The following is a 13,989-nucleotide window of genomic DNA, read 5'->3' on the forward strand; positions in this document are numbered from 1 at the left end:
AAAACGTCACGGGGGAAACATGTCCGACGCGCCGAAGCTGAACAACCTTGCCGATATGGTGCGCGACCGCGCCAGAAGCCGCGGCGATGCGCTGGCCTATGAGTTCGAGGGACGGCAGACCTCGTTCGCCGAATTCGACGTCAAGACCAACCGCGTCGCCAACGCGCTGATCGCGATGGGCCTCAAGAAGGGCGAGCGGATCGCCTATCTCGGCAAGAACAGCGACTTCTACTTCGAACTCTTGATGGGCGCGATGAAGGCCGGCGTGGTGATGGCGCCGGTGAACTGGCGCCTCGCCGGCCCCGAGGTCGCCTTCATCGTCGACGACTGCAAGGCGCCGGTGCTGTTCGTCGGCCCCGAATTCATCACCCAGGCGCGTAACATCCGCGAAAAGCTGCCGAGCGTCCGCAGCATCATCACCACCGAGGGCGGCGCGCCGGAATGGCTCGACTTCGTCGCCTGGCGCGACGCGCAGAGTGGCGACGATCCGCGCCTTGCGATCGCGCCGAAGGACATCGCGATCCAGCTCTACACCTCGGGCACCACGGGCAAGCCGAAGGGCGCGATGCTGTCGCACGCCAACTTCCTCAACCTTGTGCAGAGCGGCAATGAGGCCGAGAAGCCGGAGTGGAACCGGTGGACCACAGACGACGTCTCGCTGGTGGCGATGCCGATCTTCCACATCGGCGGTTCCGGCTGGGGCGTGATGGGGCTCTATCACGGCGCCCGCGGCGTGATCGCGCGCGAGTTCGACCCGACCAAGGTGCTCGACTTCTTCGAGCAATCCGGCATCACCAAACTGTTCATGGTGCCGGCGGCGATGCAGTTCGTGGTGCGGCAGCCGCGCGCGCGGCAGGTCGACTTCTCCCGCCTGAAATACATGCTCTACGGCGCCTCGCCGATCCCGGCGGCGTTGCTGAAGGAATGCATCGAGGTCTTCAAATGCGGCTTCGTGCAGATGTACGGCATGACCGAAACCACCGGCACCATCGTGGCGCTGCCGCCGGAGGACCACATCGAGGGGCTCGAGCGGATGCGCTCGGCCGGCAAGGCGCTGCCCGGTGTCGAGCTTGCGATCCTCGACGAGAACGGCAAGCCGCTGCCGCCGGGCGAAGTCGGCGAGATCGCCACCCGCTCCGGCTCCAACATGGCCGGCTACTGGAATCTGCCCGAGGCGACCGCGCGCACCATCGATGGCGACGGCTGGCTGCGCACGGGCGATGCCGGCTACATGGACAAGGATGGCTATCTCTACATCCACGACCGCATCAAGGACATGATCATCTCCGGCGGCGAGAACATCTATCCGGCCGAGGTCGAGAGCGCGCTGTGCGACCATCCCGATGTGGCGGAGGCCGCCGTGATCGGCATCCCCGACGACAAATGGGGCGAGGCGGTGAAGGCCGTGGTGGTGATGAAGCCGGGCAAGAGCGCGACCGCAACCGACATCATCAACTTCACCCGCGAGCGGATCGCCGGCTACAAGACGCCGAAATCGGTCGACTTCATCCCGGCGCTGCCGCGCAACCCGTCGGGCAAGATCCTGCGGCGGAGCCTGCGTGAACCGTACTGGGCGGGGAAAGATCGGCAGGTGAATTAGCTCCCTCTGCCGTCCCGGCCAAGCGAAGCGCGAGCCGGGACCCATAACCACCGCTGTTAGCGGTGACAATACGCTGGGGCCGCATCTCGCTCCAACAACGACCTTTTGTGGTTATGGGTCCCTGCTTTCGCAGGGACGACGGTGGAGAGAATGGCAATGGCTCTCATCTCTCCTTCATTCTCTTACCTCAACGCTTCCCCGCTCCCATGTAGCCGAACAGGAAGCCCGCCACCTTGCGCTTCTGGATCTCCTCGCTGCCCTCGGTGATGCGATAGCGGCGGTGGTGGCGGTAGATGTGCTCGAACGGCTTGTGGCGCGAATAGCCCATGCCGCCATGCACCTGCATGGCGCGATCGGCGGCCTCGCAGCACAGCCGGTTTGCCCAGAAATTGCACATCGAGACCCGGTCGGACAGCGTGTGCTCGACCTGCGCCTGGGTCAGCTGGTCCATCTCCCAGGCGGTCTTGCGGATCAGCAGCCGCAGCATCTCGGCCTGGGTCGCAAGCTCGACCAGCGGCCACTGGATCGCCTGGTTCTCGGCCAGCGCCTTGCCGAACGGTTTTCGCTCGCGCGCATACTTCACACTTTCGTTGATGCAATACACGGCGGCGCCGAGTGAGCTTGCGGCCTGACGGATGCGGTTCTCATGGACAAAACATTGCGCCAGCGACAGGCCGCGGCCGACCTCGCCGAACTGCGCATCCTCGGGCACGAACACGTCGGTGAAGCTGACCCTCGGATGGTCGGTCGGCATGTTGAAGGTCCACATATACTCCTCGACCTTCACGCCCTGCGAGTTCGCCGGCACCAGGAAGCAGGAGATGCCCCGCGCATCGCCGTCATTGCCTGACGTGCGGGCAAACAGCGCGCAGTGGGTGGCGACATGCATGCCTGTCGTCCACATTTTCTCGCCATTGATGATCCAGCCCTTGACGTTGTCACGGGTCGCCGGCGCCGCCCTGGTTTCCATGTGCGTGGCGTCCGAGCCGTGCTCGGGCTCGGTGAGACCGAATGTGATGCGGTACTTGCCGGTGATCGAGCCGTCGATCATCGCCTTCTGCTCGTCGGTTCCATAGCGGTCCAGCATGGTCACGATCGGCAGATTTCCGACGATCGAATGCTCGTTCTGCAAATCGTTGTGCAGGCCGAGCCCCTTTCGAGGCAAAATGCTCGCGGATGACAGCCATCCAGAGGTTGGAGCCGTCCTTGCCGCCGTAGCGTTTCGGGATCGCGAAGCGGAGATGACCGGCGGCATCGGCCAGGTTCTTGGCCTTGCGCAGCAACAGCTCCCATTCGTGGCGCGGCAGGCCGCCCTTGTCGAAATCGGTGCGCGCCCATTCGCGGCGGTGATCGAAGAAGCGGATGTTGTCGTCAGCGGCTTCCAGCGGCTTGATCTCGCGTTCGATGAATTGATCGAGCTCGGCGAGATAGGCTGTCAGGTCAGCCGGCAGATTGAAATCCAAGGCGGTCTCCCCCGAAGATCTTGTTGATTCTGATTTTGCGTTGAGACGCTATCGCGCATCCGCGTTCGGATCGATTAAGGTGAGAAGCACGCCGCCAAGTCAAGCAGGTCGGTGAGGCTTGCGCGCGCGGTCGCGTTGCGTAATTGGATGGCACGGACCGGCGCGCAGGCGCTAGGATATCGGCAATATTCTTCGCCGCAGAAAATCGACGGGAGCAAACATGGATCTGAAATTCTCCAAGGTGACGCGCAAGGGTCCCATCACCATCGTGACGCTGTCGCGGCCCGAGGTTTACAACGCGCTGCATATCGACGCGCATTTCGAGCTCAACAAGGTGTTCGACGACTTCTCCGCCGATCCGGAGCAGTGGGTCGCGATCGTCACCGGCGCCGGCGACAAGGCCTTCTGCGCCGGCAACGACCTGAAATGGCAGGCCGCCGGCGGCAAGCGCGGCTGGGACAAGGGCGGCTTCGCCGGGCTGACCACCCGCTTCGACTGCGACAAGCCGATCATCGCGGCGGTCAACGGCGTCGCGATGGGCGGCGGGTTCGAGGTCGCGCTGGCCTGCGACCTGATCATCGCCGCCGAGAATGCGACCTTCGCCCTGCCCGAGCCGCGCGTCGGCCTCGCCGCGCTCGCCGGCGGCCTGCAACGGCTGCCGCGCCAGATCGGCCTGAAGCGCGCCATGGGCATGATCCTGACCGCGCGCCACGTCAGCGCCAAGGAAGGTCTCGAGCTCGGCTTCGTCAACGAGGTGGTGCCGCAGGGCGAGGCGCTGGCGGCCGCCGAGCGCTGGGCCGAGACCATCACCAAGAACTCGCCGATGTCGATCCGCGCCTCCAAGCAGGCGATCCAGAAGGGCCTCGAAGTCTCGCTCGAGCAAGCCATGACCGAGCAGCGCGAATATCCCGCGGTGAAGGCGATGGCCGCGTCGGAGGATTACATCGAGGGCCCGAAGGCGTTTTCGGAGAAGCGTCCGCCGAAATGGCTGGGGCGGTAAGGCATTCCTCCTCCCGTCATTCCGGGGCGATGCGCAGCATCGAGCCCGGAATCCATAATCACCATTGTGAGCATGGATTCCGGGCCTGCGCCTTGCGGCGCATCCCGGAATGACGAGTTTTGGTATTCGCTACGCCTTATTCCCTAACTCCCGCTTGTAGGACGCATAGTTCGGCTGGTCGACGGCGAGCTTGTCCATCGTAGTCTGCCAGAGATGCTCCGATAGCCCCGGTGTCGTCAGATCGACCTCGCCGCTTGCGATCTTCTCCGACAATGCGCGGTTCAGCTCCATCAGCGTGCCGTCGGCGCCGAGCAGCGCCTTCAGCCGCGCGGCTTCGGTCGCATCGCCGGCCTCGGCAAGCGCGAGCTGCCGCGTCACCAGGTCGAGCGCGTTGATGCCGACGCGCAGCTTGAAGCCGTTGTGGCCCCTGATCGCGGGCGCGATCTCATTGCGCAGGAAATCGGCGACGGCCTTGATCAGTTCGGTGGGTGTCGGTTCGTCCTGCATGGTTATTTTCCCCGCGGAGCAAGTAACCGCAACAAATCGATCTCGGTCTCCGACGCACGGCGCCCGATCATCGCGCGTTCCATCGAATGGTCAGGGCCCATGCGGAAGCGCTGCATCATGCCGCAGCACATCACGCCCCAGCGCAACGTGCCCATCACTTCCCAGAACTTCACCCGATCGGGGTCGGCCTTGCGGCCGGCTTCCTGATAGCCAGCAAACAGGTCCTCGCGCGTGCCGAAGCCGCCGACCGGCTTGTCGATCTCGCCGAACCGCCAGGAATTGACGCAGATCCAGCCGAGATCCTCCATCGGATCACCGAAATGCGCGAGCTCCCAGTCGAGCACCGCGCGCACGCCGTCGGGACCGATGATCAGATTGCCGTGGCGGAAATCGCCATGCACCAGCGTCACTTCGGACGACGGACCGGGATCGTGATCGCGCAGCCAGCGCAGCGCCAGCTCGAACACCGGCCGCGGCCAGTTGAAGCTGTGGTACTCGCGGGAGAGATCCTCGATCTCCCTGGTCGCGGTCAGGCTGCGCAGCTTCGGCAGTTTGGCCTGCGGCAGGCTATGAATGCCCGCGATGACGCGGCCGAGCTGGCGGGCCAGCATCGGCCGCGCGGCCGCATATTCCTCGTCGCGCAAAATTTTCCGCGCGATGGTCTCGCCTTCGACCCGCGCCATGATGAAGCCGCGGCCGAGGCCGTCTTCCGGCGTCAGCACGTGCATCACCTTCGGCGACGGCAGGCCCGCGTCATGCGCAAGCTGCATCAGCGTCGCCTCGGCCTCGAGCCCGGCGGCGCGGCCGGGCGCGGCACCGTAGCCCGGCGGCGCGCGGCGCAGGATCGCGCCGATCGTGCCGTCCGGGTGCACGATGTCGAACGTCCACGTCTCCTGGCTGGCGCCGCCGGAGAGCTTTGCGGCACCGGTGACGCCGGTCGCGCCCGGATGAAACGCGGCGACGCAGCGGGCGAGCTCGGTCTCGATCATTTGCCCTTGAACTTCGCCGGCCGCTTCTCGAGAAATGCGGTGACGCCTTCCTTGAAATCCTCGGCACTGCCCGCGATCCGCTGCGACTCGAATTCCAGATTGAGCTGATCCTCGAGGGTGTTTTCCGGGCTGTCCCAATAGAGCTTGCGGATCAGCGACAGCGCCACCGTCGGGCCGTTGGCGAGATCGTGCGCCAGCTTCATCGTCTCGTCCATCAGCGCGCCGTCGTCATAGACGCGGTTGACGAGGCCCCATTCCAGCGCCTTCTCAGCCGGAAGCCGCTCGCCGAGCAGCGACAGCTCGACCGAACGCGCCTTGCCGATCAGCCGCGGCAAGAGCCAGGTCGAGCCGCAATCCGGCACCAGGCCGATGCGGCGGAACGCCTGCAGGAAATAGGACGAGCGCGCGCACAAAATGAGGTCGCCCATCAATGCGAAGCTCATCCCGGCGCCGGCGGCCGGACCGTTCACCGCGGTCACGATCGGACAGTGCAGCTTACGCAACCGGCGCAGGAACGGATGGAACGCGGTCTCCAGCGCCGCGCCGGCATTGCTCCTGCCGGGCTTCTGCTGCTGGTTGCGGCCCTGCAGATTGGCGCCGGTGCAGAAGGCGCGGCCGGCGCCCGTGATCACCAGGCAGCGCACCTCGTCACGCTTGTCGTCGATCGCATCGAGCGCCTCGGCAAGACCGCCGAGCATGTCGAGCGAGACCGCGTTCATGACTTCCTGATGGTCGAGTTTGAGGATCGCCACCGATCCGTCGAAGTCGAGCGTGACGTGCTTGAACTGCATGGTTTCCTCTTTACGTTGTTGCGGCGGCGGGTACCGCGGTAGGTCGATGGGTCGACCTATATTTGGACCCATATTTGATTTTTGTGCCGGGCTTGTCCATGGTCGGCGGCAAGCCCATCCGTGAACGCGTGATTAGCGCGCACCAAGCCAAATGGAAACCCCAATGAGTGGCATCTTCGATCTCACCGGCCGCGTCGCTGTCATCACCGGCGGCAATGGCGGCATCGGCCTCGGCATCGCGCAGGCGCTGAACGCCGCCGGCTGCAACGTCGCGATCTGGGGCCGCAACGCGGAAAAAAATGCCAACGCCGCGGCGTCGATGAAGGCCGGGCCCGGCAAGGTCGCAACGCAATTCTGCGACGTCAGCGATCCCGGCTCGGTCAAGACCGCGATGAAGGCAACCCTCGACACCTTCGGCCGCGTCGACGGCTGCTTCGCCAATGCCGGCATCGGCGGCGGCGGTCGCCGCTCCTTCATCGACCGCACCGAGGAGGAGTGGCGCAAGATGTTCGCGACCAATCTCGACGGCGTGTTTCACGTATTCCAGGCTGCGGCACGCCACATGACCGAGCGGTCCGAGGCCGGCGACAAGTTCGGCCGGCTGGTCGCCACGTCGAGCCTCGCCTCGCTGTTCGGCACCGCGCGCAACGAGCACTATGCCGGCACCAAGGCGGCGCTGAACGCGCTGTGCCGCGCGCTCGGCGTCGAGCTCGCCCGCCACGGCGTCACCGCGAACGCGATCCTACCCGGCTGGATCAAGAGCGACATGACCGCCGGCATCATGGCCAACGACAAGTTCGTCGCCAATGTAATGCCGCGCATCCCCCTGCGCCGCTTCGGCGAGCCGAGCGATTTCGGCGGCATCGCCGTCTACATCATGAGCAAGGCATCGTCCTATCATACGGCGGACTGCTTTGTGATCGACGGCGGGTACACGGCGTTCTGAGACGGCTCTTGCCGCAATAACGGCATCGCGTCGCCAGCGGCGGCGTTCAAACAACGTTTGAAACGCCGCAGCGATATTCCGCGATGCGGTAGCGATCCCGCCAAAATCGGTGCTCGCGCTTGGCGCCGCACGCGTCTATTGTCCGCCGCGAAACGCGCCTTCGCGAGGGAGAAAAGACAATGAAACATGCCTATGTGCCGCGCACCACGAACTACACGCTCAATCCGGGCGACGAGCTCAACGACCTCAGGATGTCGGACAAGGTCCGCCCGCTCTACGACCATGTGAAGCAGTTCATCCGCGACACCGTCGATCCGATGTCGGTCGAGTTCTATCGCGCCGGCGAGAAGAAGACCAACCGCTGGAGCTTCACCGACGAACAGCTCGCGATCCTGCAGAAGGCCAAGGACAAGGCCAAGGAAGTCGGCCTCTGGAACTTCTTCCTGCCCGACGCCGAGACCGGCGAAGGCCTCAACAACCTCGACTACGCCTATATCGCCGCCGAGCTCGGCAAGAGCCCGCTGGCCTCGGAGACCATGAACTGCTCGGCGCCGGACACCGGCAACATGGAGGTGCTGGAGCGCGTCGGCACCAAGGCGCAGAAGGAGAAGTGGCTGAAGCCGCTGCTCAACGGCGAGATCCGCTCGGCCTATGCGATGACCGAGCCGAACGTCGCCTCCTCCGACGCCAAGAACATCTCGACCACCGCAAAACTCGTCGGCGACGAGTGGGTGATCAACGGCGAGAAGTACTACATCTCCGGCGCCGGCGATCCGCGCTGCAAGATCATGATCGTGATGGTGAAGACCAATCCGGACGCCGCCCCGAGCAAGCAGCAGTCGCAGATCCTGGTCCCCATCGACACCCCCGGCGTCGAGATCCTCGGGCCGATGCACGTGTTCGGTCATGATCACGCGCCGCGCGGCCACATGCATCTGCGCTTCAACAATTGCAGGGTGCCGAAGGAGAACATGCTGCTCGGCGAAGGCCGCGGCTTCGAGATCTCGCAGGTCCGCCTCGGACCGGGCCGCATCCATCACTGCATGCGCACCATCGGCAAGGCCGAGAAGGCGCTCGACATGATGGTGCAGCGTGGCCTGACCCGCGAAGCGTTCGGCAAGAAGATCGCCCATCTCGGCGGCAACATGCAGATCATCGCCCAGGCGCGCTGCGAAATCGAGGCGATGCGGCTGATGGTGCTGAAGGCGGCCAAGGCGATGGACGTGCTCGGCAACAAGGAAGCCCGCGTCTGGGTCTCGATGGTCAAGGCCATGATCCCCGAGCGCGCCTGCAAGATCATCGACCAGGCGATCCAGATGCACGGCGCCACCGGCATCTCGCAATGGTCCCCGCTCGGCGAAATGTACCAGGACGTCCGCCATCTGCGCTTCGCCGACGGTCCGGACGAGGTGCACTGGATGGTGGTCGGCCGGCATGAACTGAGCATGCCGTAGTCCTCTCCCCGCACTTCGCGGTGAGACGAACAAACAGAACCGGAGGGCGGGTTAGCACAAGCGTAACCCGCCTTTTACTTTCTTGTCCGCTCGCGGCGGGTTACGCTTGCGCTAACCCGCCCTACGAACTTCCGGACAGTCCCATGGAATATGCGGCAAGCGACCTCACCCAGCGCGAACGCTACAAGGTGCTGACCTCCTTCGTGCTGCCGCGGCCGATCGCATGGGTCACGAGCCAAAACGCCGATGGCGTGGTCAACGCGGCGCCGTTCTCGTTCTTCAACGTGTTCTGCGAAGACCCGCCGCTCTGCATGTTCGCGGTCAACCGCAGGCCGGATGGCCGAGAGAAGGACACGATGGTCAACATCCAGCGTCTGGGCGAATTCGTGGTCAACCTGACCGACGAGCCGCTCGCGCGCGCGATGCACGAGACGAGCGGCGACTTCCCGCCCGAGATCGGCGAGCCCGCCTATCTCGGGCTGAAGCTCGCGCCCTCGAGCAAGATCGCCGTGCCTCGGCTCGCCGACGCGCCGTTCGCGATGGAGTGCAAGACCTGGAAGCTGATCGACGTCAATGGCGACCGCGAGCTGATCATGGGCGAAGGCATCCACTTCCACATCCGCGACGAATTGTGGGACCATGATGCGATGCGCGTCCATATGGACCGCTACCACCCGATCGGCCGCATGTTCGCCGATCGCTACTGCCGCACCGACGACCGCGTGGTGTTTCCCGCGGCCGAAGGGGCAAAGACGAAATAGCCGAGGACAAGACAATGAGTGAAGCATTCCGGGATAACGCAGCGCAGAGCCGGTTCGAGCTCGCCGTCGACGGCGCCACCGCCTTCGTGGTCTATCGCAAGACGCCGGACACGATCACGCTGGTTCACACCGAAGTGCCGCCGGAGCTCGGCGGCCGCGGCATCGGCTCCAGGATCGCGCGCGCGGCACTCGACGCGGTGCGCGCGCAGGGCATCAAACTGGTCGTGACATGCGAGTTCATCCAGGGCTTCATGAAGAAGCATCCGGAGTATGATGATTTGCTGGGGTGAAGCGCTGACACATAGGGCAGGTTAGCATACTGCGCCACAAACGTCCTTTCCGCCGGTCCTGTGAGGCTGCAAACGAATCCAGCCGTCATTGCGAGCGAAGCGAAGCAATCCATCTGTCCGCAAATGCGGTTGGATGGATTGCTTCGTCGCTATCGCTCCTCGCAATGACGACGGAGACAGACTCGTGACGCAGTAAGATCAATCCGCCCTACGCGATTACGACGCCATCTGCTCGACCTTGTCCTGCGTCTTGGTCTCGAAATCGCTGGCGTCGTGCCGCTCGTGGAGCTGGCTCGACGGCTCGCCCCAGGTGCGGTTGATCATGCGGCCGCGCTTCACTGCGTGCCGCGCCGCGATCGCGTCGGTCCAGCGCTGCACGTTCTTGTAGTCCTGCACCGAGAGGAATTCGCCGCCGCCATAGAGCAGGCCCTTGGCGAGGCTGCCGTACCAGGGCCACACCGCCATGTCGGCGATCGTATAGACGTCGCCCGCAAGATACTCGTTGTCGGCGAGCCGACGGTCGAGCACGTCGAGCTGGCGCTTCACCTCCATCGCAAAGCGGTCGATGGCGTATTCGATCTTGGTCGGCGCATAGGCATAGAAATGCCCGAAGCCGCCACCGAGATAGGGCGCCGAGCCCATCTGCCAGAACAGCCAGGAGAGGGTCTCCGCGCGGGTCTTGACGTCGGTCGGCAGGAACGCGCCGAATTTTTCCGCAAGGTAAACCAGGATCGAGCCCGACTCGAACACCCGGATCGGCTCAGGCCCGCTGCGGTCCATCAGCGCCGGGATCTTCGAGTTGGGATTGATCGCGACGAAGCCGCTGCCGAACTGGTTGCCGTCGATCTTGATCAGCCAGGCGTCGTACTCCGCGCCCTTGTGGCCGGCGGCGAGCAGCTCCTCCAGCATCACGGTGACCTTGACGCCGTTCGGCGTCGCCAGCGAATAGAGCTGCAGCGGATGGCGGCCGACCGGCAATTCCTTCTCATGGGTGGGGCCGGCGATCGGCCGGTTGATGCCGGCGAAGCGGCCGCCGCTCTCCTTGTTCCAGGTCCAGACTTTCGGCGGCTCGTAGGCAGAGGTGTCAGTCACGTCGTTGGCTCCCGGTTTCCATTTTTCCATGGTGCGGCGACCGCCGCGCCCATCCGCATGCCCGCACTAGATGGTGGGTTTTCCCGGCTTTGCCCAGCCCGCCGGATCGCATTTTCTATCCAGCGGAATGCGCTGCGGGCGATGCAGCCAAGCAGCGCCTGCACGCAAGATCGCCGCGGCCGAACCCGCTTGGCTTCGCCGACCGTCATGCGCTAGCGTCGCAGAGGCTGATGCCAACAAACACAACACGCAGCCGCCGGGAGAGAACCAGTCCATGAAATCACCGATCTGCGACATGCTGGGCATCGAATTCCCCCTGCTCGCGTTCAGCCATTGCCGCGACGTGGTGGCGGCGGTGAGCCGCGCCGGCGGCTTCGGCGTGCTCGGCGCGACCGCGCATTCGCCGGAAACGCTTGAACAGGAATTGAAGTGGATCGACGCCCATGTCGACGGCAAGCCCTACGGCATCGACGTGCTGATCCCGGAAAATATCTCGACCGCCGGCGAGAAGAACGTCACCTGGAAGAGCCTCGAGGCGCGCGTCTCGCAACAGCATCGCGACTTCACCCGCAATCTGCTCAAAAAATACGACATCGAGCTGACCAGCCGCAATGTCGCCGACAACCAGCCGCAGCCGTTCGATGCCGAGACCGCGCTGCAATTGCTCGAGGTCTCGTTCCGCCACCCGATCCGGCTGATTGCGAATGCGCTCGGCGTGCCCCCGAGGGCGATGATCGAGATGGGCCGCAAGCACGGCGTGCCGGTGGCGGCACTGGTCGGCTCCAAGGAGCACGCGCTGCGCCAGGTCGCGGCCGGTGTCGACATCCTCGTTGCGCAGGGCACCGAGGCCGGCGGCCATTGCGGCGAAGTCTCGACCATGGTGCTGGTGCCCGAGGTGATCAAGGCGGTGAAAAAGATCCGCGACGTGCCGGTGCTCGCCGCCGGCGGCATCATGACCGGCAGTCAGATGGCGGCCTGCATGGCGATGGGCGCCGCCGGCGCCTGGACCGGCTCGGTGTGGCTCGCCACGGTGGAGTCGGAAACCTCCGAGATCTTCCGCGAAAAGATGATCGCGGCCTCCTCGCGCGACGCGATCCGCTCCAAGGGCCGCACCGGCAAGCCGGCGCGGCAGCTCCGTTCGGTGTGGACCGACGCCTGGGACCGCGCGCCGGACAGCCCGGGCGCATTGCCGATGCCGCTGCAAAGCATCGTCAGCCGCGACGCCTTCAACGCGATCGACCGTGCAGCCGCAGCCGGCAACGAGAAGGCGCGCGATCTCGTCAGCTACTTCGTCGGCCAGGGCGTCGGCCTGATCGACAGCGTGAAGTCTGCGGGCGCGGTGGTGCAGGAATTCAAGGAAGAATTCGTCGAAGCCGTCGAGCACATGAACGCGCTGGTGGCGGAGTGACGGCCCCTCCCCGTCATTGCGAGCGAAGCGAAGCAATCCATTTCACCGCGTATGCGGTTGGATGGATTGCTTCGTCGCTTCGCTCCTCGCAATGACGGCTAAATCGACCACCGATTCCAATACCGCAGAGTGAAACAACAAGAATGTCGAACAGCATCCCCGAAGACCGCATTCCCGTTATCGTCGGCGTCGGCGAGATCGTCGATCGTCCAAAGGAAATCGCAGCCGGCCTCGAGCCGCTCACGCTGCTGGAACAGGCGCTGAAGCGCGCCGAGGCCGACAGCGGCGCAAAGCTGCTCGCCGACGTGCAGTCGCTCGACGTCGTCAATTTCCTGAGCTGGCGCTATCGCGATCCCGAGAAGCAGCTCGCGGCGCGGCTCGGTATCCGGCCTTCGCATCTTTATTACGGGCCGGTCGGCGGCGAGAGCCCGATCCGCTATCTGCATGAGGCGGCGCAGCGCATCGCGCGCGGCGAATGCAGCGTCGCGGCGGTGTGCGGCGCGGAGGCGCAGTCGACCGCGACCAAGGCGCAGCGCGCCGGCGTCGAACTGCCGTGGACGCCGTTCGCGCACGACGTCGAGGAACCGAAGCGCGGCGCCGCGTTCCAGAAGCCGCTGGCCGTGAGCCTCGGCGTGTTCAGGCCGATCACGGTCTATCCGCTCTATGAGTCCGCAACCTCGGCGCATTGGGGCCAGACCCCGCGCCAGGCGCTGAAGGAGTCGGGCGATCTCTGGTCGACCTATGCAAGGGTTGCGGCCGCCAATCCGAACTCCTGGCTGAAGAAGCAGTTCAGCGGCGACGAGATCACCACGGCAACGACCGACAACCGGATGATTGCCTGGCCGTATACAAAGCTGATGGTGGCGAACCCGACCGTGAACATGGGCGGTGCGCTGATCCTGACCAGCCTCGCCAAGGCACGCGCCGCGGGGGTGCCCGTGGACAAGCTGATCTATCCGCTCGGCGGCGCCTCGGCGGAAGAGCCGCGCGACTATCTGACTCGCGATCAGTTCATCGAGAGCCACGCGCAGACCGCGGTGCTGAAGGCGGTCATGGATCTCGTCGGCGGCGACGGCAAAAAGTTCGACGCCATCGAACTCTATAGCTGCTTCCCCTGCGTGCCGAAGATGGCGCGCCGCACGCTCGGCCTCGGGCCTGACGTGCAGCCGACCGTCACCGGTGGTCTGACGTTCTTCGGCGCGCCGCTCAACACCTACATGACGCATTCGGCTTGCGCGATGGTGCGCAAATTGAGAGGCGGCGGCACGCTCGGCCTGCTCTACGGCCAGGGTGGTTTCGTCACCAAGCACCATGGCCTCGTGCTGTCGCGCGCCGCGCCGACGGCCGCGCTCAAGCAGGAGACCTCCGTGCAGGCGGAGGCCGACCGCAACCGGCGCGATGTGCCCGATTTCACCGCAGAGGCGGCGGGCAAAGGCAAGGTCGAGGCCTTCACCGTGATCTATCGCGCCAATGGCGAGGTCGAGCACGGCGTCACCATGCTGCGCACCGAGGACGGCCGCCGCACGCTCGGCCGCATCCCGGCGAGCGACACCGCGACGCTGGCATATCTCCAGGACATGGATCGCACGCCGGTCGGCAGCACGGGCAACATCGTCACCGCCGATGACGGCATGCTGGAATGGCGCGTGGGGTAGCAGTTCTCCCGCGCTTCAGCCCGCAACAAGCGC

General features: G+C 65.0%; 12 protein-coding genes and 1 pseudogene. 8 read left to right on the forward strand and 5 right to left on the reverse strand.

Annotated features, from left to right (window positions below; genetic code table 11):
- Nucleotides 1–19: 19 nt before the first annotated feature.
- Nucleotides 20–1,600, forward strand: a complete 1,581-nt coding sequence (locus ACVW17_RS33805) for a fatty acid--CoA ligase (RefSeq protein WP_456798378.1) — start codon at nucleotides 20–22, stop codon at nucleotides 1,598–1,600.
- A gap of 187 nt (nucleotides 1,601–1,787) precedes the next feature.
- Here ACVW17_RS33805 and ACVW17_RS33810 read toward each other — a convergent pair.
- Nucleotides 1,788–3,063 (reverse strand): annotated as a pseudogene (locus ACVW17_RS33810) (acyl-CoA dehydrogenase family protein).
- Nucleotides 3,064–3,283: 220 nt separating this feature from the next.
- On the opposite strand from ACVW17_RS33810, the gene ACVW17_RS33815 reads away from it, so the two are divergent.
- Nucleotides 3,284–4,063, forward strand: coding sequence for an enoyl-CoA hydratase-related protein (locus tag ACVW17_RS33815; RefSeq protein ID WP_456798379.1), 780 nt, complete (start codon nucleotides 3,284–3,286; stop codon nucleotides 4,061–4,063).
- Between the two features lie 129 nt (nucleotides 4,064–4,192).
- Here the strand turns inward: ACVW17_RS33815 and ACVW17_RS33820 are convergent, their stop codons facing one another.
- The 3 genes from ACVW17_RS33820 to ACVW17_RS33830 are packed head-to-tail and all read right to left on the reverse strand — an operon-like array spanning nucleotide 4,193 to nucleotide 6,350.
- Nucleotides 4,193–4,570 (reverse strand): DUF6285 domain-containing protein, encoded by a 378-nt coding sequence (locus ACVW17_RS33820; protein WP_456798380.1) that lies wholly within the window; start codon nucleotides 4,568–4,570, stop codon nucleotides 4,193–4,195.
- Nucleotides 4,571–4,572: 2 nt separating this feature from the next.
- Nucleotides 4,573–5,559 carry a phosphotransferase family protein gene (locus ACVW17_RS33825; protein WP_456798381.1) on the reverse strand — a complete coding sequence of 329 codons (987 nt, stop codon included), beginning with the start codon at nucleotides 5,557–5,559 and terminating at the stop codon, nucleotides 4,573–4,575.
- The gene (locus ACVW17_RS33830) at nucleotides 5,556–6,350 is read right to left on the reverse strand and encodes an enoyl-CoA hydratase/isomerase (RefSeq protein WP_456798382.1); all 795 of its coding nucleotides are present in this window, start codon (nucleotides 6,348–6,350) and stop codon (nucleotides 5,556–5,558) included. The genes ACVW17_RS33825 and ACVW17_RS33830 overlap by 4 nt, the downstream gene beginning before the upstream one ends.
- Nucleotides 6,351–6,513: 163 nt before the next feature.
- Between ACVW17_RS33830 and ACVW17_RS33835 the strand changes: the two genes are divergently transcribed.
- The 4 genes from ACVW17_RS33835 (at nucleotide 6,514) to ACVW17_RS33850 (ending at nucleotide 9,801) form a co-directional block, all read left to right on the forward strand.
- Nucleotides 6,514–7,296 (forward strand): SDR family NAD(P)-dependent oxidoreductase, encoded by a 783-nt coding sequence (locus ACVW17_RS33835; RefSeq protein ID WP_456755916.1) that lies wholly within the window; start codon nucleotides 6,514–6,516, stop codon nucleotides 7,294–7,296.
- 179 nt (nucleotides 7,297–7,475) lie between these two features.
- Nucleotides 7,476–8,750, forward strand: a complete 1,275-nt coding sequence (locus ACVW17_RS33840) for an acyl-CoA dehydrogenase family protein (RefSeq protein WP_456798383.1) — start codon at nucleotides 7,476–7,478, stop codon at nucleotides 8,748–8,750.
- Between the two features lie 143 nt (nucleotides 8,751–8,893).
- On the forward strand, nucleotides 8,894–9,511 hold the full coding sequence (locus ACVW17_RS33845) for a flavin reductase family protein (RefSeq protein WP_456755918.1): 618 nt from the start codon (nucleotides 8,894–8,896) through the stop codon (nucleotides 9,509–9,511).
- A gap of 14 nt (nucleotides 9,512–9,525) precedes the next feature.
- Nucleotides 9,526–9,801, forward strand: a complete 276-nt coding sequence (locus ACVW17_RS33850; protein WP_456798384.1) for a GNAT family N-acetyltransferase — start codon at nucleotides 9,526–9,528, stop codon at nucleotides 9,799–9,801.
- Nucleotides 9,802–10,017: 216 nt separating this feature from the next.
- On the opposite strand, the gene yghU is transcribed toward ACVW17_RS33850, so the two are convergent.
- On the reverse strand, nucleotides 10,018–10,893 hold the full coding sequence (yghU, locus tag ACVW17_RS33855; protein WP_456798385.1) for a glutathione-dependent disulfide-bond oxidoreductase: 876 nt from the start codon (nucleotides 10,891–10,893) through the stop codon (nucleotides 10,018–10,020).
- A 274-nt stretch (nucleotides 10,894–11,167) separates the two neighbouring features.
- Here yghU and ACVW17_RS33860 point away from each other — a divergent pair, with 274 nt between their 5' ends.
- Nucleotides 11,168–12,301 (forward strand): nitronate monooxygenase, encoded by a 1,134-nt coding sequence (locus ACVW17_RS33860; RefSeq protein ID WP_456798386.1) that lies wholly within the window; start codon nucleotides 11,168–11,170, stop codon nucleotides 12,299–12,301.
- A 143-nt stretch (nucleotides 12,302–12,444) separates the two neighbouring features.
- Nucleotides 12,445–13,956: an acetyl-CoA acetyltransferase gene (locus ACVW17_RS33865; protein ID WP_456798387.1), complete on the forward strand. Its 1,512-nt coding sequence runs from the start codon at nucleotides 12,445–12,447 to the stop codon at nucleotides 13,954–13,956.
- Nucleotides 13,957–13,989: the final 33 nt, after the last annotated feature.

This window comes from Bradyrhizobium sp. USDA 4473 (assembly GCF_054063335.1).

Excerpts from the sequence above, each read along its gene's own strand:
- ACVW17_RS33850 (WP_456798384.1), top strand. The coding sequence starts at position 9,526 with ATGAGTGAAGCATTCCGGGATAACGCAGCGCAGAGCCGGTTCGAGCTC.
- ACVW17_RS33830 (WP_456798382.1), bottom strand. The coding sequence starts at position 6,350 with ATGCAGTTCAAGCACGTCACGCTCGACTTCGACGGATCGGTGGCGATC.
- ACVW17_RS33840 (WP_456798383.1), top strand. The coding sequence starts at position 7,476 with ATGAAACATGCCTATGTGCCGCGCACCACGAACTACACGCTCAATCCG.
- ACVW17_RS33835 (WP_456755916.1), top strand. The coding sequence starts at position 6,514 with ATGAGTGGCATCTTCGATCTCACCGGCCGCGTCGCTGTCATCACCGGC.
- ACVW17_RS33820 (WP_456798380.1), bottom strand. The coding sequence starts at position 4,570 with ATGCAGGACGAACCGACACCCACCGAACTGATCAAGGCCGTCGCCGAT.
- ACVW17_RS33845 (WP_456755918.1), top strand. The coding sequence starts at position 8,894 with ATGGAATATGCGGCAAGCGACCTCACCCAGCGCGAACGCTACAAGGTG.
- ACVW17_RS33860 (WP_456798386.1), top strand. The coding sequence starts at position 11,168 with ATGAAATCACCGATCTGCGACATGCTGGGCATCGAATTCCCCCTGCTC.
- ACVW17_RS33805 (WP_456798378.1), top strand. The coding sequence starts at position 20 with ATGTCCGACGCGCCGAAGCTGAACAACCTTGCCGATATGGTGCGCGAC.
- ACVW17_RS33815 (WP_456798379.1), top strand. The coding sequence starts at position 3,284 with ATGGATCTGAAATTCTCCAAGGTGACGCGCAAGGGTCCCATCACCATC.
- ACVW17_RS33825 (WP_456798381.1), bottom strand. The coding sequence starts at position 5,559 with ATGATCGAGACCGAGCTCGCCCGCTGCGTCGCCGCGTTTCATCCGGGC.
- ACVW17_RS33865 (WP_456798387.1), top strand. The coding sequence starts at position 12,445 with ATGTCGAACAGCATCCCCGAAGACCGCATTCCCGTTATCGTCGGCGTC.